The sequence below is a fragment of the Micromonospora sp. SCSIO 07396 genome (genome assembly GCF_053667945.1).
The window spans coordinates 200,775-218,322 of the sequence record NZ_CM132210.1; the positions used below are offsets into that span (position 1 = coordinate 200,775).

18 protein-coding genes are annotated in these 17,548 nt (G+C 72.2%); 13 read left to right on the top strand and 5 right to left on the bottom strand.

What is annotated here, in order from left to right; translation table 11 throughout:
- Positions 1-18 precede the first annotated feature (18 nt).
- Complete coding sequence (locus ACWCHM_RS00970) at positions 19-567, bottom strand: Uma2 family endonuclease (RefSeq protein ID WP_421490112.1); 549 nt, start codon at positions 565-567, stop codon at positions 19-21.
- A 195-nt stretch (positions 568-762) separates the two neighbouring features.
- Here ACWCHM_RS00970 and ACWCHM_RS00975 point away from each other — a divergent pair, with 195 nt between their 5' ends.
- The 7 genes from ACWCHM_RS00975 to ACWCHM_RS01005 all read left to right on the top strand — a co-directional run bounded on the left by ACWCHM_RS00975 (position 763) and on the right by ACWCHM_RS01005 (position 8,063).
- The gene (locus tag ACWCHM_RS00975; RefSeq protein ID WP_204957819.1) at positions 763-1,809 is read left to right on the top strand and encodes an ABC transporter ATP-binding protein; all 1,047 of its coding nucleotides are present in this window, start codon (positions 763-765) and stop codon (positions 1,807-1,809) included.
- Entirely contained in the window at positions 1,806-2,936 is a 1,131-nt protein-coding gene (locus ACWCHM_RS00980; protein WP_454221274.1) for an ABC transporter ATP-binding protein, read from the top strand. Before ACWCHM_RS00975 ends, ACWCHM_RS00980 begins: the two co-directional genes overlap by 4 nt.
- Positions 2,933-3,937, top strand: coding sequence for an ABC transporter permease (locus ACWCHM_RS00985; protein ID WP_421490114.1), 1,005 nt, complete (start codon positions 2,933-2,935; stop codon positions 3,935-3,937). The genes ACWCHM_RS00980 and ACWCHM_RS00985 overlap by 4 nt, the downstream gene beginning before the upstream one ends.
- 12 nt (positions 3,938-3,949) lie before the next feature.
- Positions 3,950-4,936, top strand: coding sequence for an ABC transporter permease (locus ACWCHM_RS00990; RefSeq protein WP_281894441.1), 987 nt, complete (start codon positions 3,950-3,952; stop codon positions 4,934-4,936).
- 119 nt (positions 4,937-5,055) lie between these two features.
- Entirely contained in the window at positions 5,056-6,798 is a 1,743-nt protein-coding gene (locus tag ACWCHM_RS00995) for an ABC transporter substrate-binding protein (protein WP_454221275.1), read from the top strand.
- 278 nt (positions 6,799-7,076) lie between these two features.
- Entirely contained in the window at positions 7,077-7,535 is a 459-nt protein-coding gene (locus ACWCHM_RS01000) for an excisionase family DNA-binding protein (RefSeq protein WP_204957823.1), read from the top strand.
- A 3-nt stretch (positions 7,536-7,538) separates the two neighbouring features.
- Entirely contained in the window at positions 7,539-8,063 is a 525-nt protein-coding gene (locus ACWCHM_RS01005) for a PIN domain-containing protein (RefSeq protein WP_454221276.1), read from the top strand.
- Between the two features lie 37 nt (positions 8,064-8,100).
- Here ACWCHM_RS01005 and ACWCHM_RS01010 read toward each other — a convergent pair whose 3' ends face one another.
- Positions 8,101-8,838 (bottom strand): helix-turn-helix domain-containing protein, encoded by a 738-nt coding sequence (locus ACWCHM_RS01010; RefSeq protein ID WP_204957825.1) that lies wholly within the window; start codon positions 8,836-8,838, stop codon positions 8,101-8,103.
- Positions 8,839-8,950: 112 nt separating this feature from the next.
- Here ACWCHM_RS01010 and ACWCHM_RS01015 point away from each other — a divergent pair, with 112 nt between their 5' ends.
- Both ACWCHM_RS01015 and ACWCHM_RS01020 read left to right on the top strand, forming a co-directional pair.
- Positions 8,951-9,157: a hypothetical protein gene (locus tag ACWCHM_RS01015; RefSeq protein ID WP_204958238.1), complete on the top strand. Its 207-nt coding sequence runs from the start codon at positions 8,951-8,953 to the stop codon at positions 9,155-9,157.
- On the top strand, positions 9,147-10,334 hold the full coding sequence (locus ACWCHM_RS01020; RefSeq protein WP_454221277.1) for a helix-turn-helix domain-containing protein: 1,188 nt from the start codon (positions 9,147-9,149) through the stop codon (positions 10,332-10,334). Before ACWCHM_RS01015 ends, ACWCHM_RS01020 begins: the two co-directional genes overlap by 11 nt.
- A gap of 91 nt (positions 10,335-10,425) precedes the next feature.
- Here the strand turns inward: ACWCHM_RS01020 and ACWCHM_RS01025 are convergent, their stop codons facing one another.
- Positions 10,426-10,899, bottom strand: coding sequence for a hypothetical protein (locus ACWCHM_RS01025; RefSeq protein WP_454221278.1), 474 nt, complete (start codon positions 10,897-10,899; stop codon positions 10,426-10,428).
- Between the two features lie 340 nt (positions 10,900-11,239).
- Between ACWCHM_RS01025 and ACWCHM_RS01030 the strand changes: the two genes are divergently transcribed.
- Positions 11,240-12,001: a class I SAM-dependent methyltransferase gene (locus ACWCHM_RS01030; RefSeq protein ID WP_421490120.1), complete on the top strand. Its 762-nt coding sequence runs from the start codon at positions 11,240-11,242 to the stop codon at positions 11,999-12,001.
- A 119-nt stretch (positions 12,002-12,120) separates the two neighbouring features.
- Here the strand turns inward: ACWCHM_RS01030 and ACWCHM_RS01035 are convergent, their stop codons facing one another.
- Positions 12,121-14,265 (bottom strand): S9 family peptidase, encoded by a 2,145-nt coding sequence (locus ACWCHM_RS01035; RefSeq protein ID WP_204957828.1) that lies wholly within the window; start codon positions 14,263-14,265, stop codon positions 12,121-12,123.
- A gap of 86 nt (positions 14,266-14,351) precedes the next feature.
- Here ACWCHM_RS01035 and mshB point away from each other — a divergent pair, with 86 nt between their 5' ends.
- The 3 genes from mshB to ACWCHM_RS01050 all read left to right on the top strand — a co-directional run bounded on the left by mshB (position 14,352) and on the right by ACWCHM_RS01050 (position 16,348).
- Complete coding sequence (gene mshB, locus ACWCHM_RS01040) at positions 14,352-15,341, top strand: N-acetyl-1-D-myo-inositol-2-amino-2-deoxy-alpha-D-glucopyranoside deacetylase (protein WP_421490121.1); 990 nt, start codon at positions 14,352-14,354, stop codon at positions 15,339-15,341.
- 17 nt (positions 15,342-15,358) lie between these two features.
- Positions 15,359-15,802 carry a hypothetical protein gene (locus ACWCHM_RS01045; RefSeq protein ID WP_204958193.1) on the top strand — a complete coding sequence of 148 codons (444 nt, stop codon included), beginning with the start codon at positions 15,359-15,361 and terminating at the stop codon, positions 15,800-15,802.
- An 81-nt stretch (positions 15,803-15,883) separates the two neighbouring features.
- Positions 15,884-16,348 (top strand): hypothetical protein, encoded by a 465-nt coding sequence (locus ACWCHM_RS01050; protein ID WP_421490122.1) that lies wholly within the window; start codon positions 15,884-15,886, stop codon positions 16,346-16,348.
- Positions 16,349-16,487: 139 nt separating this feature from the next.
- Here the strand turns inward: ACWCHM_RS01050 and ACWCHM_RS01055 are convergent, their stop codons facing one another.
- Complete coding sequence (locus ACWCHM_RS01055) at positions 16,488-17,525, bottom strand: GNAT family N-acetyltransferase (protein WP_421490123.1); 1,038 nt, start codon at positions 17,523-17,525, stop codon at positions 16,488-16,490.
- Positions 17,526-17,548 lie beyond the last annotated feature (23 nt).

The following is a 17,548-nucleotide window of genomic DNA, read 5'->3' on the forward strand; positions in this document are numbered from 1 at the left end:
CCAGTCCACCGACATCCGTCAGGGCAGCAGATCCTCGGGCCGGATCGTGGCCCGCACCGGCTCCGTGAGGTCGAGCGTCTCCCCGACCTTGGCGACCGCGTGCTCCAGGTAGTGCCGGCCGTGTCGGCGGTAGAGGTGCAGGTTGCCGTTCTGCTGCTCGACCAGCAGGTACCACTCGATCCCGGCGGTGGCGTAATAGTGCATCTTGAGGACCTTGTCGGTCGCCGCGTTGCCGGGCGAGATGATCTCGCACACCAGGTGGACGTCGTGTGCCTCGACGTAGACCTCGTCGAAGTCGATCTCGCCGGTGACGACGAGATCGGGAATGGTGATCCGACCCGGCTTGAGGCGGACGTTGACCGCCTCCAGGACCCGCAGGTGCGCACTGCGGGCCGGCTGCCGTAGCGCGGCCCGGAGTTCTCCCGAGATGTTCTGGTGGCGGGGGGTTGGGGCTGGGGTCACGTGGAGGCTCCCGTCGAAGAGTTCGACGCGTTGGGACGTCTTGCCGAGGGAGAGGTACTCCTCTTCGGTCCACGGTCCGTCGTGGCCGAACACCGCTGCGGTCATGGTCGGTCACCTCCACCTCGTGTCGCCGGGCATCCTCCACCGGGCACCTCGCCCATGGTCGCACCCCGGGTGCGACCGGACGGCGACGACACCGTGCGGCGACTACGCTGTGGTCCGGTGACAGCTCCCGCTCCGTAGCTTATTTTCAGCCTCGGCTCTTTGTTGTAGGTTCCCTACAACCCCGGGGAGGCGGTCGTGGACAGTCCGAAGGCAGGCGACGACCCGTACCTGCGGGTGGACGACCTGCGGGTGCGGTTCGACACGGCCGACGGCGTGGTACGTGCGGTGGACGGGGTGTCCTTCGCCGTGCCGCGCGGTCGGACGCTCGGCATCGTCGGCGAGTCGGGCTCCGGCAAGAGCGCCACCGCGCTGGCCGTGCTCGGCCTGCACGACCCCCGACGCGGCACCGTCACCGGCACGATCAGCGTCGGCGGGCGGCAACTCGTCGGCCTGGCCGAGGACCGGGTACGCCGGCTGCGCGGCCGGGACGTGGCGATGATCTTCCAGGATCCGCTCTCCGCACTGCACCCCTACTACAGCGTGGGGCGACAGATCGCCGAGGCGTACCGGGTACACCACCCCCGGACGGGGCGGCGGGCGGCACGGACCCGTGCCGTGGACATGCTCGACCGGGTGGGCATCCCGCAGCCGGCCCGCCGCTACGACCAGTACCCGCACGAGTTCTCCGGCGGCATGCGGCAGCGGGCGATGATCGCGATGGCGCTGGTCAACGACCCGGCCCTGGTCATCGCCGACGAGCCGACCACCGCGCTGGACGTGACGGTGCAGGCCCAGATCCTCGACCTGCTCGCCGACCTCCAGGCCGAGTTCCGCACCGCGATCGTGCTGATCACCCACGATCTGGGGGTGGTCGCCCAGGTCGCCGACGACGTGCTGGTCATGTACGCCGGGCGGGTGGTCGAGCAGGGCAGCATGCCGCAGGTGCTCCGCCGGCCGCAGCACCCGTACACCTGGGGGCTGCTCTCCAGCGTGCCGTCGCTGCACGGCGACCCGGACGCGGACCTGGTGCCCATCCCCGGCAACCCGCCCTCGCTGATCGACCCGCCGCCCGGCTGCGCGTTCCACCCGCGCTGCCGGTACGCAGGTGACCGCTCCCGTACGGTGGTGCCGGCGCTCGGCCCGGCGGGCGCGGCCGGCCACCTGGTCGCCTGCCACCTTCCCGCCGGCGACCGCGCGGCCCTCTCCCACCAGGCCGTTCCCGGGGCGGGGGTGTCCCGGTGAGCACGACGGACGTGCCGCGGTCGCGAGCGGAGGGCGGGCCGGTGAGCGCCGGTGAGCCGTTGTTGCGGGTACGGGGGTTGACCAAGCACTTCCCGGTCCGCACCGGCCTGCGGTCCCGGGGGCTGGTGCGGGCGGTGGACGGGCTGGACTTCGACGTGCGACCCGGCGAGACGCTGGGCCTGGTGGGGGAGTCCGGCTGTGGCAAGAGCACCACCGGCCGGATGCTGGCCCGGCTGCTGGAGCCGACCGCCGGGACGATCGAGTTCGCCGGCCGGGACATCACCCACGCCCGTCGGCGTGCGCTGCGTCCACTGCGGCAGGACCTCCAGATCATCTTCCAGGACCCGTACGCCTCGCTGAACCCCCGGCACACCGTCGGACGGATCGTGGCGATGCCGTTACAGGTCAACCGGATCGACCCGCCGGGCGGGGTGAAGGCGCGGGTCCGCGAACTGCTGGAAGTGGTCGGGCTGAACCCGGAGCACTACAACCGCTACCCGCACGAGTTCTCCGGCGGGCAGCGGCAGCGGATCGGTATCGCCCGCGCGCTGGCCCTGCGACCCCGGCTGATCGTCGCCGACGAACCGGTCTCCGCGCTCGACGTCTCGATCCAGGCACAGGTGGTGAACCTGCTGCGCGACCTGCAACGCGACCTCGACCTGGCGTTCGTGTTCATCGCACACGACCTGGCCGTGGTGCGGCACTTCTGCCACCGGGTCGCGGTGATGTACCTGGGCCGGATCGTCGAGATCGGCGACCGGGACGACATCTACCGGCGGCCCCGGCACCCGTACACCCGGGCACTGCTGTCGGCGGTTCCGGACGTGACCGCCACGGGTGCGGTGGGGCGGATCAGGCTGACCGGGGACGTGCCCACGCCGCTGGACCCGCCGTCGGGCTGCCGGTTCCGCACCCGGTGCCCCCGGGCGCGCGACGTCTGCGCCCGCGAGGAGCCGGTGCTGGTGGTCGACGCCGGGGGCCGGCACGCCACCGCCTGCCACTTCCCGGAGACCGGACCGACCCCGTCCGGTCCCGGCGACGCACGGGCGGGCACGGCTGGCGGGACGGGCCCGGCCACCCCGGGCGCGGGCCGGGCGGACGGGAACGCCGAGGAGGTGCCGAGATGAGTGTGTCCCCGGTCGATCCGGCGACGCTGGCCGAGGCCGAGGCCGCAACGGGTGGCGACCGGCCCGGCTCCGGGTTCGTCGGGCGCTCGCCCGGCCAACTCGCCTGGGCCCGGCTGCGGCGCGACCGGACCGGCCTGGTCAGCGGCGGGATGCTGGTCTTTTTCGTGCTGGTGGCGCTCGCCGTGCCGCTGATCGAGTGGGCGTACGGGATCGGCCCCCGGGAGCAGTTCCAGTCCCGGCTGGACGGGTTCGGGATGCCGCTCGGCTACGCCGGCGGGGTGACCGGGGAACACTGGTTCGGGCTTGAGCCGGGGCTGGGCCGGGACATCTTCGTCCGGATGGTGCACGGGCTGCGTACCTCGCTGTTCATCGCGTTCGCGGCGGCGGTGACCACGGCGGCGATCGGGGTCGTGCTCGGCACCCTGGCCGGCTACCTGGGCGGCTGGCTGGACGCGGTGGTCAACTGGGTCACCGACCTGACCCTGGCGATGCCGTTCCTGATCATCGCGCTGGCGCTGACGCCCACCGTCGCGCTGCGCTTCTACGGCCAGCGCGAGGAGGTGCCTGCCGCGTTCCAGATCGGCGTGCTGATCGCCATCTTCGCGCTGTTCGGCTGGACGAGCACCGCCCGGCTGGTCCGGGGGCAGGTGATCGCGCTGCGCGAACGGGAGTTCGTGGAGGCGGCGCGGGCCAGCGGCGCGGGGCTGGGACACATGCTGTTCCGACAACTGCTGCCCAACCTCTGGGCGCCGATCCTGGTGTCCTTCTCGCTGGCGGTGCCGGCGTACATCACCAGTGAGGCGGCGCTGTCGTTCATCGGGGTCGGGCTGACCGACGCCACCCCGAGCTTCGGCCGGATGATCTACCGCAGCCTGGACTACCTCCAGACCGACCCGGCGTACGTCTTCTTCCCCGGCATCACGATCTTCGCGCTCGTGTTCGCCTTCAACCTCTTCGGCGACGCGCTGCGCGACGCGCTCGACCCGAAGTCGTCCCGGTAGGAGGGCCCGGCGATGGCGCGGTTCCTGGTCAAGCGGCTCTTCTCGGCGGTGTTGACGCTCTTCGCGGTCAGCGTGCTCAGTTTCCTGATGTTCTTCGCCCTGCCCCGCGACCCGGTCACCGGGATGTGCCCCAAGAACTGCAACCCGGAGCGGCTGGAGCGGGTCCGTCAGGAGCTGGGCCTGCGCGATCCGCTGATCAGCCAGTACGCCGGCTACATGAAGGGCATCGTGACCGGCCGGGACCTCGGCAGCGCCCAGGGCGGCAGGTGCGACGCACCCTGCCTGGGATGGTCGTACGTCGCCAACGAGGCGGTCAGCGACACCATCGCCCGGGTGCTGCCGGTGACGTTGAGCATCGTCGTGCCGGCGGCGGTGCTGTGGCTGCTGCTCGGGGTGGGCCTGGGCATGGTCTCGGCGCTGCGCCGGGGCACCTGGCTGGACCGGGCGGCGATCGGCTTCTCACTGGCCGGGGCGTCGTTGCAGCTCTACTTCGTGGGCGCGGTGCTGCTGCTGGTGTTCGTCTACACGCTGCGCTGGCTGCCGGTACCGAGCTACACGCCGCTGCTCGACGACCCGGTGCGCTGGGCCGGCGGGCTGGTGCTGGCCTGGCTGTCGCTGGCGTTCCTCTTCTCCGCCATCTACGCCCGGCTGTCCCGGGCGCAGATGCTGGAGACACTCTCGGAGGACTTCGTGCGGACCGCACGGGCCAAGGGCCTGGCCAAACGCACGGTGTACGGCCGGCACGCGCTGCGCGCGGCGATCACGCCGGTGGTGACGATCGCCGGCCTGGACGTCGGCGGCGCACTGGGCGGCACGGTGATCACCGAGACGACCTTCGGCCTCAACGGTATGGGCCGTACGGCGGTCGACGCGGTACGCGCCGGTGACCTGCCCACCATCATGGCGACCGTGCTGATCGCGGCGGTCTTCGTGGTGCTGGCGAACGTGCTGGTGGATCTGCTGTACGCGGCGATCGACCCCCGGGTGCGGTTGCGCTGACCGGCCCGTCGGGCGGTGGAAGTTACCGGAATCTGCTAGACAGTCCGAAGTTTTTCTTCTTGACGATCCCCGGGTGTCGGCGGCCACCTCCGCCGGTGACCGGGTGGAGGAGGTAGGAGATGCGACCACGCGCAGCAGCCGCCGTGGGCGGGGCGATCGCCCTGGTGGTGGCGTTGGGGGCCTGCTCGGAGAACACGGGCGAGGGCACCACCGTGGACACCGACCGGCAGCAGACCGGGGTGATCGCCACCGACCCGAAGGACTCCCAGGGCCCCGCCGCCGAGATCGAGGGGGCGACCCGGGGCGGCACCTTCACCATCATCCGGGAGACCCCGATCTCCCACCTGGACCCGCAGCGGACGTACTCGTTCGCCGGCCTGATGGCCAACCCGCTGTTCGCCCGCTACCTCACCACCTGGAAGGACGACGGCAACGGTAGTCTGGTCCTCGTCGGTGACCTGGCCCAGAACCCGGGCAACAACGTGAACAGCGACTGCCGGGTCTGGGAGTACACCATCAAGGACGGGGTGAAGTTCGAGGACGGCAGCCCCGTCACGTCCAGGGAGATCGCATACGGCATCGCCCGCTCCTTCGACCCCGACCTGACCGGCGGCCCCACCTACCTCCAGGAGTGGCTGGCCGACACCCCGCAGTACGACACGAAGTGGGACTTCACGAAGAACAAGACGTCGCTGCCGCCGGGGCTGACCACCCCGGATGCGAAGACGCTGCGGTTCGAGTTCGCCAAGCCCCGCTGCGACCTGCCGTTCGCGGTCTCGCTGCCGACCACCGCGCCGCTGCGGCCGGACCAGGACACCGGCGTCAACCTGGACCAGCGGCCGTTCTCCTCCGGGCCGTACAAGATCGCCAAGAACCAGGCGGGCGTGCAGCTCACCCTGGAGCGCAACCCGCACTGGGACCCGGCCACCGACCCGGTCCGCCACCAGTACCCGGACCAGTTCGTCTGGACCTTCGGGCCGACCGCCGACGCGGCCGTCAACCGGGTGATCGCCGACAACGGTGCCGACCAGAGCGCGCTGGCCTGGAACTACGTGCCGGCCTCGCTGGTCGCCCGGGTCGCCCAGGACCGGGGTCTCAAGTCGCGCAGCGTCCTGTCGCCGACGCCGAGCGCCAACCAGCTCGTCATCAACAACCAGCGGGTCACCGACCTCGCCGTCCGCCGGGCGCTCAACTACGCCATCGACCGCGACGGCCTGGTCAAGGCGCTCGGCGGGCAGACCGTCGCCCAGCCGATGACCACCCTGATGCCGCCGTCCACCATCGGCTACCAGGCGTACGACGCCTACCCGGCCGGCGCCAACGGCGATGTCGATAAGGCCAAGGAACTGCTCGCCGGCAAGACCCCGGAACTGGTCCTCGGGGTCGCCGACAACACCACCGAGCAGCAGATGGGCACCCAGCTCAAGGCCAACCTGGAACGTGCCGGGTTCAGGATCACGCTGCGGAACATCCCGGACGACGCGAAGCTCGACGAGATCAAGAAGAAGAACAACCCGTGGGACCTCTACATCGGCAACTGGGCCGCCGACTGGCCCAGCGGCGCGTCGATCCTGCCGGTGCTCTACGACGGCCGCACGATCAAGGCCGAGGGCAACAGCAACCAGGCGTACTTCAACGACCCGGCGGTCAACGCCGAGATCGACCGCATCCAGGCCATGCCCCCGGCCGACCAGGGCCCCGAGTGGGGCAAGCTCGACCGGCGGATCATGACCGAGTACGCCCCGGTGGTGCCGCTCTTCGTGGATGTGGCCTACACGGTGCACGGCTCGAAGGTGGGCGGGGTGTTCATCTCCAGCGTCTTCGGCTACCCGTCCTTCGTCAACGCCCACGTCAAGCAGTGACGTCGCACTGAGCCGGAACCGGGCTCCCTCCCGACGCCGATCGGGAGGGAGCCCGTCGGCTCTCGTGGGCGCGCTGCGTGGTGCTGGCTGGCCCGTCAACGCTCGTGTGAATCACGCGATTTGCACAATTGGTGCCACGAGCGGGCCCGGTTGCCCGGGTGGCCCCGCCACGACCACCCCGCTCGCCACCGGCTCGGGCCGCTCCGAACCGCGAAGGTGGTTGCACTTTTTTCACTTCGGGGGATGATGGAGATGGCGTCGAATGGTAGGGAGGGGCTATGGCTGCGAAAGCGATCATGCCGGGGGACAGCGAACGCCATTCGCTTACCGAGTTGGTCGGCTTGCTCCACGACGGCTCGGGGGCGTTGGCGATGACCCGTGGTGGGGCGCAGGTCGAGGTGCCGTCGTCCGTGCGGGACGTGTTGACCCGGATCGCCGATGTCCTGGCATCCGGTCGGGGGGTGGCAATCGTGCCGGTGGACCGGGAGTTGACGACCACCGAGGCGGCGGGGTTGCTCGGAGTGTCCCGTCCCACCCTGATCAAGCTGCTGGAGGCTGGCGAGATCGGCTATTCGCGGCCGAACTCGTCGCGCCGCATCCCGCTTGACCAGGTTCTGGCCTATCGGGATCGGCGTGGGCAGGCCCGGCGGGCGCTCCTCGACGAGTTGACTGCAGACGCGGTCGAGATGGGCATGTACGGGCAGCCCGCGCCGGTCGAGACGGATGACGCGGCCTGACGGGTGACGACGATCGCGGTCCTGGACGCCAACGTTCTGATCCCCAACGCACTGTGCGACTTCCTGTTGCGGCTGGCCGAGGAAGACCTCTATCAGCCGCGCTGGTCACCGGACATTCTTGCGGAGGTCCGACGGCACGTGCCGGTGCCGGCAGCCGCGATCGACCGGCGAATCGCGTTCATGAACGCTGCCTTCGAGGACGCATTGGTCACCGGCTACGAAACCCTGATCGACCAGATGCGCAACGACACCAAGGACCGGCACGTGCTGGCCGCCGCGGTGGCAGCCGGAGCGGACTCGATCATCACCTGCAACCTGCGGGACTTCCCCCTCGCCGCCTGCGAACCGCACGGGGTGGTCGCCGAACACCCCGACACCGTTCTCCTCGATCTGTGGGCCCGTGAGCCGCGAACCCTGCTGCGGATTCTCGGCGAGCAAGCGGCCGGTACGGGCCGACGCAGCACGCTACCCATGGACGGCCCTGTGGCGGCGAGGGAATCGCACCCCCGCGCCTCGGTAGGTGAGTAGTCGGATCTCGACCGGGGAGGCACACGGCGTCGAGAGACTACTCGGGCGGGGCGTTGTAGCGGTCGAGCGTCGCCTTGGACGTGGAAGCGTCCTGGAAGGTCAGCTCCCAGGGGCCGGTGTTGACGTCCATGTCCTTGCCGAACCCGACCCACTTCCCGGCCATCCGTCGACCGGTCGGCTCCACCAGCAGTTGGATCGCGCCGTGGTAGCGGGCTCCCCGGTAGTGGCCGGCGGGGTCGGTCTGCTCCACCCAGGTCCCGGTGACGACGGCGCCGTCCACGCTGAGATCCAGCGACAGCGACGATGCCGCCGAGCCGGGCAGGCTGCGCACGGTCAACCGGTCGCCGTGCTGGAGCACCACCACGAAGTGCTGTCCGGCGAAGGACTCGCCGCGACTGCTGGAGTGGTATTGATAGCGGCTGAGCCACACCCCCTCGTGTGACCCGTGCGCGGCGGCTGATCTGGGCGTCGGGGTGGCCAGGTCGGACATGGGCGAGCGGTCGCCGCCGTCCTGGTCGTCGACCGCGTCGCCGTCAGGGGTCGTGGCGAAGCCGAGCAGTGTGATGGGCAGGCCGGTGACGACCTCCAACGCACGGGCGTACACGGGCCGAGGGGCGGCGGTCATCCCGGACTCCCAGCGTTGGACGAGCCGCTTGTTGGCGTCGTTGGGTTCGCCGGCACGGTAGCCGGCGGCCTGCAGCGCGCGGGCGAAGTCGTCCTGGCTCATGCGCATCCTGGTCCGAACGGCGCGCAGTGCGATGTTGGGGGCAGCCATGCCGTCACGGTACCGATTTGTCGCCCTAATGTCGTCCTATCGGCGACCGTTTTGTCACTTGCTATGACGTCGTGCGCAGCGACATTTCAGCGTCGAATCCACGTAGTGCGCGGTGGCTGAACCTGCTGCCGCGTTGTCGATGGAGGTGGCGATGGAGCGTCGTGGCGACGGATCGGCGGGGAGCCGGGGTGAGCAGATCGACGCCGCCGAGCGGGAGGCGGCCCGGCAGCGGATTCTGGCGCAGGCCGAGGCGGAGCGGATACCCGTGGAGGAAACAACCCGGGCGGTGCCGGATCGGCGGTGGCGCGGTGAGCGGTGACGCGTTGCCGATCGGTCGGCGGGTGGCGTACCTGCGGGTGCGGCGGAAGCTGTCGCAGCAGTCCTTCGCCGACCGGCTCGGCAAGTCGAAGAGTTGGGTGGACAAGGTCGAGCGTGGAGTCCGTCCGCTGGAACGGATGTCGACCATCCGGGAGGTCGCGGCGGTGCTGCGGGTCGACACCGCGACGCTGCTCGGTCGGGACGCCCAACCCGCCGAGATGGCCACGCGCGATACGAGCGTCGCCCGGATCAGGGCGGCGCTGTCGACGTACGAGATGGCTCTTGGCCGGGCGACGGGCCGGGAAACGATGTCGACGGATCGGCTGGCGCGGGCGCTGGGGCACGCGTGGACGGCGTACCAGCAGGCCCGGTATCCGCGCCTGGTGGAGTTGCTGCCGGGATTGTTGACCGAGGTGCATCGTGCCCACGTGCGGGACCCGGAGGCGGGCCGGGCGGCGGTGGTGCAGGCGTACCGGCTGACGGCGGCGCTGCTGGTGAAGCTGGACGAGGGAAGCCTTGCCTGGTTGGCCGCCGATCGGGCGATGTCCGCCGCCACCGGTGACCGGGTGTTGCTGGCGGGCGCGGCGGTGCAACTCGGTCAGGTGCTGCGGACGGTGGCGCGGGCGCGGTCGGTGATGCTGGCCGCCGCGTACCAGATCGCCCCGGTCGACCCCAACCGTGGTATGCCGCAGGAGTGGTCGTTGTGCGGATCGCTACTGGTGCAGGCTGCATTGATCGCGGCACGGACGGGGGACGATCGGGCGGCCGACGGCCTGTTGGACGAGGCCACCGAGATGGCCGCCCAGGTCGGCGACGGTCACGACCATCACCGGACGGGGTTCGGGCCGGCGGCCGTCGAGGCGGGACTGGTCACCGCCGCCGTGGAACTGGGCGACGGCCCGCAGGCGGTCGCCCGGCACGAGGAGGTGATCGGGTGGGACGGGTGGCGCTGGCTGCCGGTCGAGCACCGAGCCGCCCACCTGATCGACGCGGCGCGCGGGTACCTGCTGACCGGCGATCCGGTCGGCGCGGCGCGGGCGCTGATCCGCGCCGACCGTGTCGCGCCCGCCGAGGTCCGGCACCGGCCGGCGGTACGGAAGGTGGTCGATCAACTCGCCCGCGACCCGCGTGCTCCCACCACGATCACCCCGCTCGCCGTCAGCCTCGGGCTGCTCTGACGAGAAGCGGTCCTGCCTGCCGGATCGCCCGGCGGCGTCGACCCGGGCGGTGAAGATGATCCGCTGACCGGGTCGCGCGACGGGCCGGCGGTCAGTCGACCCGCAGGGCCAGCAGGGTGCTCTTCAGTTCCTGTTCGACGTACTGCCGGGAATCCCGGTCGGCGACCATCAGCAGGTAGCTGTCCTGGCGGGCCGGAATTCCCGACACCGAGAACCGGAACTGGCAGGTGCCGTCGGCGAGTGCACGGGCGTCGGTCAACCGTCCACCGGCGAATCCGAGACCGGCGAAGATGACCACCTGGGCACCCGCCTGGACGTCGGCGTGGCCGCCCGTCCCGGCGCAGCCACCATGACCGTCGGCGACGAAGGACCCCCTGTCGCCGAGCAGCACCGTGCCGGAGGCCGTGAACGTCTCTCCCGGCGGCCGGTTCGCCGCGACCGGGGTTCGGGCCCTGGTGCTGTTGCCCACGAACATGCCCCCGGCGAGCAGCAGCCCAGCGGCAGCACCGGCCCACATCCACCCGGGACGACGTCGTACGGTCCGCTCCTCGTACAAGGGCTGCATGTGGTCTCCGGGGTGTGGGGCGGGCGGGACCCCCGAAAGTGTGATCGACGCTGCCCTCTCCCGCAGCCCCGTTTCGACGTTCGGTCGCTTCGTCCACCACCCGACCCCGGTGATCAAGAGCTTTGCGTCAGATTCCGGCCGCAGGATGACGCGAACCTCTTGATCACCGGGGCAAGGCGGGGCGTGGGCGGGCGGGTGGGGTCATTGGGGCGATGTTGGGGTGTCATGGGGCTCGGATACCGCTATATCCGTGACGTTGAGTCGATCCGGGCCGGCGTCGACCCTCGGACAGGGACGCAATTCGATTGACCGCCGGTCCGTCGGTCGGGACAGTTCGGGTATGGACCCGACGTCGCGTGCCAACCGGACCGCCTGGGAACTGGCCCACCAGGAGCGGGTCTGGGCCGACGACCAGATGACGGCCGAGGCGGCGGCCGGTGTCACGCTCATCCCCAGTGAACGGGCGCTGCTCCGGGACATCCTGGCGACCCGCCCGCTGGTGGTCCACCCGCAGAGCGGCAACGGCCAGGACGACGTCGCACTGGTCCACGCCGGCGCCCGGATGGTGATCGGCGTCGACTACAGCGAGCACGCGATCCAGGGTGCGCGCGGGCGCGCCGACGCCCTCGATGCCGCCTGCCACTACCTGCTCGGGACGGTCCCCGGTGTGCCGCTGCGCGACGGCTGTGCCGACCTCGTCTACACCGGCAAGGGCGCGCTGATCTGGATGCCCGACATCGACGCCTGGGCCGGGGAGATGGCCCGGCTGCTGCGCCCCGGCGGCCACCTGTTCGTCCACGACGGTCACCCGGCCACCGACCTGTGGACCTGGGACCTGGACGAGCCGCGCATCCGACCCGACCGCAGCTACTTCGGCCGCTCGTTCGTCTGCCCCGACGACAGTTTCCCGGCCCACGGGGCGGTGATGTGGCAGTGGACGCTCGGCCGGATCGTCACCGCCGTGGTCACCGCCGGCCTGGAGATCCGGCAGCTCGACGAGTACGCGGAGCCGTTCTGGCGGATGGGCGACGTCGACGCGGCGGCCTTCCGGGGCCGCCTGCCCAACGCGTTCGCCCTGCTGGCCCGCCGCCCCGCCGGCTGACCTGCCCGGCCGCCGCCTGCTGACCCGCCGGCTGACCTGCCCGGCCGCCGCCCGCTGACCCGCCCGGTCGGCGGCCCGGCGACCCCCGACCCGGTCCGGCGGGACGGTCCGGCCACGGCTCAGCCCAGGTGGGTGCGGAGGAAGTCGAGTTCCAGGCGGAGCAGCCGTTCGGACAACCCCCCGGCTGCCATGTGGGTGGCACCGGTCAGCGGCAGCACCGCGTGCGGCCGGCCGGTCGACAGCAGCGCCGCCGACAGCCGCAGCGTGTGCGCGGCCACCACGTTGTCGTCGACCATGCCGTGCACCAGCAGCAGCGGTCGGGCCGGCTCGCCGGGATGCAGCGGCTCCGCCGCCAGCTCCACCAGCGAGTGGTGCCCGTACACGTCGATGCCGTCGTCGGGCAGGCCGAGGTAGCGCTCGGTGTACGCGGTGTCGTACAGCGCCCAGTCGGTGACCGGGGCACCGGCGATGCCGCACCGGAACAGCTCCGGGTGGCGCAGCACCGCCAGCCCGGCGAGCCAGCCGCCGAACGACCAGCCCCGGATCGCCACCCGGTCCAGGTCCAGGTCGGGATGCTTGCCGGCGAGCGCGGTCAGCGCGTCCACCTGGTCGGTCAGGATCACGTCGGCCACCCGCCGGTGGATCGCCTTCTCGAACGAGGGTGCCACGCCCGGCGTACCCCGGTTGTCGACGGTGACCACGGCGAACCCGGAGTCCGCCCACCACTGCCGCTCCAGCCAGGCCGACCGGGCGGCCACCACCTCCTGGTGGCCGGGGCCGCCGTAGACGTCCAGCAGCACCGGCAACCGGGTGCCCTTGACGTGCTCGGACGGGTAGAGCACCGCCGTCGGCAACCGCCTGTCGGTCACCCGGACCAGCATCGGCCGGGGCGCCGACGACGGGGTGGCGGCCAGCGACCGCAGCCGGGCCACCTCGCCGTCGCCGCGCCACACCGACCAGGTCGTCCCCGCCTCGTCCAGCGAGGCGGTGCCGACGACCAGGGTGTCCCCGCCGACCACCGCCGTGTGCCAGCCGGGGGTACTGCTCATCCGGCGGGCGTCCACCCCACCGCCGATCACCGTACGGACCCGGTAGAGGTGCCGTTGGCTCGGTTCGCCCTCGCTCGCCTCGACCAGCAGGTCGGCCGGGCCGGGGCCGGTGGGCAGCCGGCCCACCACCCGCCGCACGTACAGCGAGGGCGGGGTGAGCAGGGTGCCGTCGGCGAACAGGCAGCGGGCGTCGTACCCGTCGTGGGCCAACTCACCGCCGACCAGCACCCGGCCGTCGGGCAGGTGCGCCGGGGTGCCCGGGATCGGCTCCACCCAGCGCGGGTCGGCCAGCTCGGCATGCACCTGGGTCTCCCCGGTACGCGGGTCCACCGCCAGCACCAGGCCGTGCTGCTGCGACCGGCGCAGCACGGTGATCAGCGGGTTCCCGTCGGCCCAGTCGACCGAGGCCAGGTACGGGTAGGTCTCCCGGTCCCAGTGCACGTCGACCCAGCCGTCATCGAGGTCGAGCAGGTGCAGGCTGACCTCGGCGTTCGGCCCACCCGCCCGGGGGTACGCGACGGTGGTCGGCGGGGTCGCCGGGTCCGCCGGGTCGTGCAGGTGCCAGCGGGGCAGCCGGGACTCGTCGACCCGGGCGGCGAGCACCATCCGCCCGTCCGGGGCCCACCAGTAGCCCCGGAACCTGCCGAACTCCTCTGCCGCGACGTGCTCGGCGAGCCCCCAGGTCACCCCGCCGTCCTCGCCGGCCAGCAGGGTGTCGGTGCCGTCCGGGGCGACCACCCGCAGCTCGCCCCGGCGTACCCCGTCGGCGGCATCGGTCACGTACGCCACCCGCTGCCCGGTCGGGTCGGGGCGCGGGTCGACCACCGGCCCGACGGTGCTCACCTCGATCACGTCGCCGTGCACCAGGTCGGCCCGGAACAACCGGCCGGCCAGCGCGAACACCGCCACCCGGCCCGCGCCGTCCAGCGCGTACGAGCCGATGCCGGCGGCGCTGAGCCGGCGGCGTTCGCGTAACGCCCGTTCGCCGGGGGCCAGCGCCACCGGGTCGGCGTCCTCGCCGAGCAGCACGGCCGGGTCGGCGATCAGCCGTTCCTCGGCGGAGGCGGTCTCCAGCGCCCAGAGCGCGTCGGCCGGGTCCTGCGGGCCGCCCGAGCGGAGGAAGACCACCCGGGAACCGTCGTCGGCCACGGAAACGGCGCGCGGCGCCCCGTGGCTGAACCGACGGGTACGGGCGGCCAGCTCGGGAAAGTCCACAACCCGGATCGTAGAGCCGTGTCGGGCGTGATGTGGCCGACCTGCGTGGACGCGTACGCCCCGGTGCCGCCGGACCGCCGGTTAGAGTGACGGTCGTGACGACGCTGCCCGACCGACGCCTGCTGCTGGTCCACGCGCACCCCGACGACGAGTCCATCGGCACCGGGTCGACGATGGCGCACTACGCCGCCGCCGGGGCCCACGTCACGCTGGTGACCTGCACCCTCGGCGAGGAGGGCGAGGTCCACGTTCCGGCGCTGGCGCAGCTCGTCGCCGCCGAGGCCGACCAGCTCGGCGGGTTCCGGATCGGCGAGCTGGGTGCCGCCTGCGCCGCGCTCGGTGTCACCGACCACCGTTTCCTCGGCGGCGCGGGCCGCTACCGGGACTCGGGGATGATGGGCATGCCCACCAACGAGCATCCTCGGGCGTTCTGGCGGGCCGACCTCGACGAGGCCGCCGGGCTGCTCCTGGAGGTCATCCGGGAGATCCGCCCGCAGGTCCTGGTCACCTACGACCCGAACGGCTTCTACGGGCACCCGGACCACATCCAGGCGCACCGGGTGGCGATGCGGGCCCACGAGCTGGCCGGCGCGGAGGGCATCGCCCCGGCCAAGGTCTACTGGACGGCGCTGCCGCGCAGCGTCCTGGAGGCCGGGATGAGCCAGTTCACCGAGTCGTCGGACAACCCCTTCGCCGCCATCGACAGCGTCGACGACCTGCCGTTCGGCACCCCCGACGAGCAGATCGCCGCCCGGATCGACGCCACCGACCAGCACGCGGCCAAGGAGGCGGCGATGCGGGCGCACGCCACCCAGATCCCGGCCGACTCCTGGCTGTACGCGATCGCCGGTAACTTCGGCGCGGAGTTCATGGGCGTCGAGTACTTCACCCTGGCGGTGGGGGAGCCCGGCCCGGCGGGCGGCCCGAACGGCTGGGAGAACGACCTCTTCGCCGGGATCGACCCGGACCCGGTGGACCTGCCGGACGGCCGGCCGGTGGCGGCGGCGCGTCGGCCGGAGCAGGCGACCCCGGCGGGTGACGCGTCGGCGGCCACGGCGTCGGCCGGGCTCCGGTGACCCTGCCCGCCACGCCGATGCCGGTCGTCGAGGAGGAGGCCGCCGCCGTCCCGCCGCCGCCCGGCTGGACGGTACGCCTGCTCGACGTCGTGCTGCGGGTGGTCGGTGGGCTGGTCGCCGTGGTCGGTGGGGTGCTCACCGCCGTGACCGGGCTGCTGCTGTCCACCGTCCGGGCCGGCGGGCAGCTGATCGGGGTGTCGGTGGTGGTCACCATCCTGGGCGCGGTCGCGGTGAGCTGGTTCGCGTACGCGGCGGTCGGCCGGAAGTGGGCGGTGGCGTTGCCGGCGCTGCCGTGGTTCGTGCTGATGGCGGTGGCGGCGGTCCGGACCGCCGAGGGTGACCTGCTGGTGGCGGGGGACAACTGGGTCGGACTGGCGATGATCACCACCGGGGCGATGACGTTCGCGGTGATGGCGTTCCGGCAGATGCTCAGCCCGCAGCCGCGTCGCCACGACGGGTGATGACGACACACAGCCTGCGGTGGTAGATATTCCTGCCAGGAGACCCGCCGACGGGGCGGGTGGTACGGCGGGAGGCGTGTGATGACACAGCGGTGGCGGGCGGTCGGCGTACTCGCGGCGGCCCTGTTCGCGGTCAACGTGGTGGCCCGGGTGATCATCAAACTCGGCTTCGACGGGAACGACGCCGCCGCCGACCGGGTCTCGCTGGGCATGTTCGTCGTGATCGGGCTGGTCCTGGCCGGGGTGGTGTTCACCTGGGGTAAGGCTGTTCCGGCGGCGCGGTGGGGTGCCGACGTGGCTGCGGCGGTGGCCGTGGCGCTGCTGCTGACGGTGCTCGTCGGCCCGCTGCTGGTCGGGAACAACCCGTTCGGTGGGGGCGCGGGGCTGTTCTTCGCCCAGATCTGGCTCTACCTCGTCGCCGCCGGGGCCGGCGTGGCGCTCGGCTACCTGGTGCTGGTCGCGCTCGGGTCGGACTACCGCTCGCAGCAGTTGCGGCGGTACGCCGAGCGCAACGTGGGCAAGCCCCGTCGGGTGGTCCGGCGCTGACCCGCGCGCCCGCCGGGCTTGATCAACTCTTGGGGGCGCACATAGCGGTATCCGGACCGGTGCGATGTCGCAACATCGGCCCCCAGGAGCCGATCAAGGCGCCCGGGCCGGGTCAGGTCGCGGGATGGGACGGGGCGGGTCAGGTGGGCGGGGCGACCCGCGTCAGGTAGGTGTGGTGGGTGGTGAAGCCCAGCTTGCGGTAGAGCGTCACCGCCGCGGTGTTGCGCTGCTCCACCTGGAGGAAGGCGTGTGTCGCCCCCTCTGCCGCGCCCCACTCGGCCAGGGCCCGGATCACCCGGGCGGCCAGCCCCTGCCGGCGCGCTGACGGGGTCACCTCGATCAGGCTGAGCCCCAGCCAGCGGCCCTGCCCGGTGACCGTGCCCCGGCCCGTCGCCAGCAGCCTGCCGTCGGCGTACACCTGGGCGAAGCGGACCCGGGCCACGGCGGTGAGGATGTGCCGGGCGGAGTCGGGCAGCCCGCCCTTGCGCCCGGCGGCGACCGCGAGCCACTCCTCGGACGGCGCGGCGTCGAGCCCGACCGGCAGCCCGCCGGCCGGGTCCGCCGCACCCGGCGTGTCGGCCTGGATCGCCGCGCCCGGCGTGTCGGCCGGGTCCGGCGTATCCGGCGCGGGTGGTGGCTGCGGGGTGAGCAGGGTGGCCAGCGGGACGGTCTGGACCAGGGTCAGCGGGCGGGCGGTCCAGCCCCGGGCGTCCAGTTCGGCACCGACCGGCACGGCCAGCGGCAACGGGGTGTTGACCATGGCGGGTTGGCCGTGTCCGGCGTACCAGCGTTCGATGGCGTCGATCGCCGCCGGCAGCGGCCGGTCGGGGTCGCCGACCGGCAGGGCCGAGTTGGCGCGTCCGGTCCAGCCGTCGGCGGAACGCAGCAGCCAGTCGCCGAGCCGGCCGCGTACCGGCGCGGGCCACGCCTCGTCGGCGGCGAGTTCCAGCTCGACCACGGCGGACGCGGTGGGCCGGCGGGTGGGCGGCACCCGCTTGGCCCGGTGCACCTCGGCCACCGGCACCCGGACCCGGCCCTGCGCGGTGGCGATGGTGAGATGGGTCTCGCTCAGCTCGACCAGTTCACCGAGGGCGTCCGAGAAGAGGGGCCGGCCCTCACGAATCCCCACAATGCGGCGAACCACGATCCGGTGTCCCACATCCTGCTGTCGGAGCACGATCGACCTCCTCCCCGGCGAGA

Excerpts from the sequence above, each read along its gene's own strand:
- ACWCHM_RS00970 (WP_421490112.1), bottom strand. The coding sequence starts at position 567 with ATGACCGCAGCGGTGTTCGGCCACGACGGACCGTGGACCGAAGAGGAG.
- ACWCHM_RS00985 (WP_421490114.1), top strand. The coding sequence starts at position 2,933 with ATGAGTGTGTCCCCGGTCGATCCGGCGACGCTGGCCGAGGCCGAGGCC.
- ACWCHM_RS00990 (WP_281894441.1), top strand. The coding sequence starts at position 3,950 with ATGGCGCGGTTCCTGGTCAAGCGGCTCTTCTCGGCGGTGTTGACGCTC.
- ACWCHM_RS00995 (WP_454221275.1), top strand. The coding sequence starts at position 5,056 with ATGCGACCACGCGCAGCAGCCGCCGTGGGCGGGGCGATCGCCCTGGTG.
- ACWCHM_RS01000 (WP_204957823.1), top strand. The coding sequence starts at position 7,077 with ATGGCTGCGAAAGCGATCATGCCGGGGGACAGCGAACGCCATTCGCTT.
- ACWCHM_RS01010 (WP_204957825.1), bottom strand. The coding sequence starts at position 8,838 with ATGGCTGCCCCCAACATCGCACTGCGCGCCGTTCGGACCAGGATGCGC.
- ACWCHM_RS01025 (WP_454221278.1), bottom strand. The coding sequence starts at position 10,899 with ATGCAGCCCTTGTACGAGGAGCGGACCGTACGACGTCGTCCCGGGTGG.
- ACWCHM_RS01030 (WP_421490120.1), top strand. The coding sequence starts at position 11,240 with ATGGACCCGACGTCGCGTGCCAACCGGACCGCCTGGGAACTGGCCCAC.
- ACWCHM_RS01045 (WP_204958193.1), top strand. The coding sequence starts at position 15,359 with ATGCCGGTCGTCGAGGAGGAGGCCGCCGCCGTCCCGCCGCCGCCCGGC.
- ACWCHM_RS01050 (WP_421490122.1), top strand. The coding sequence starts at position 15,884 with ATGACACAGCGGTGGCGGGCGGTCGGCGTACTCGCGGCGGCCCTGTTC.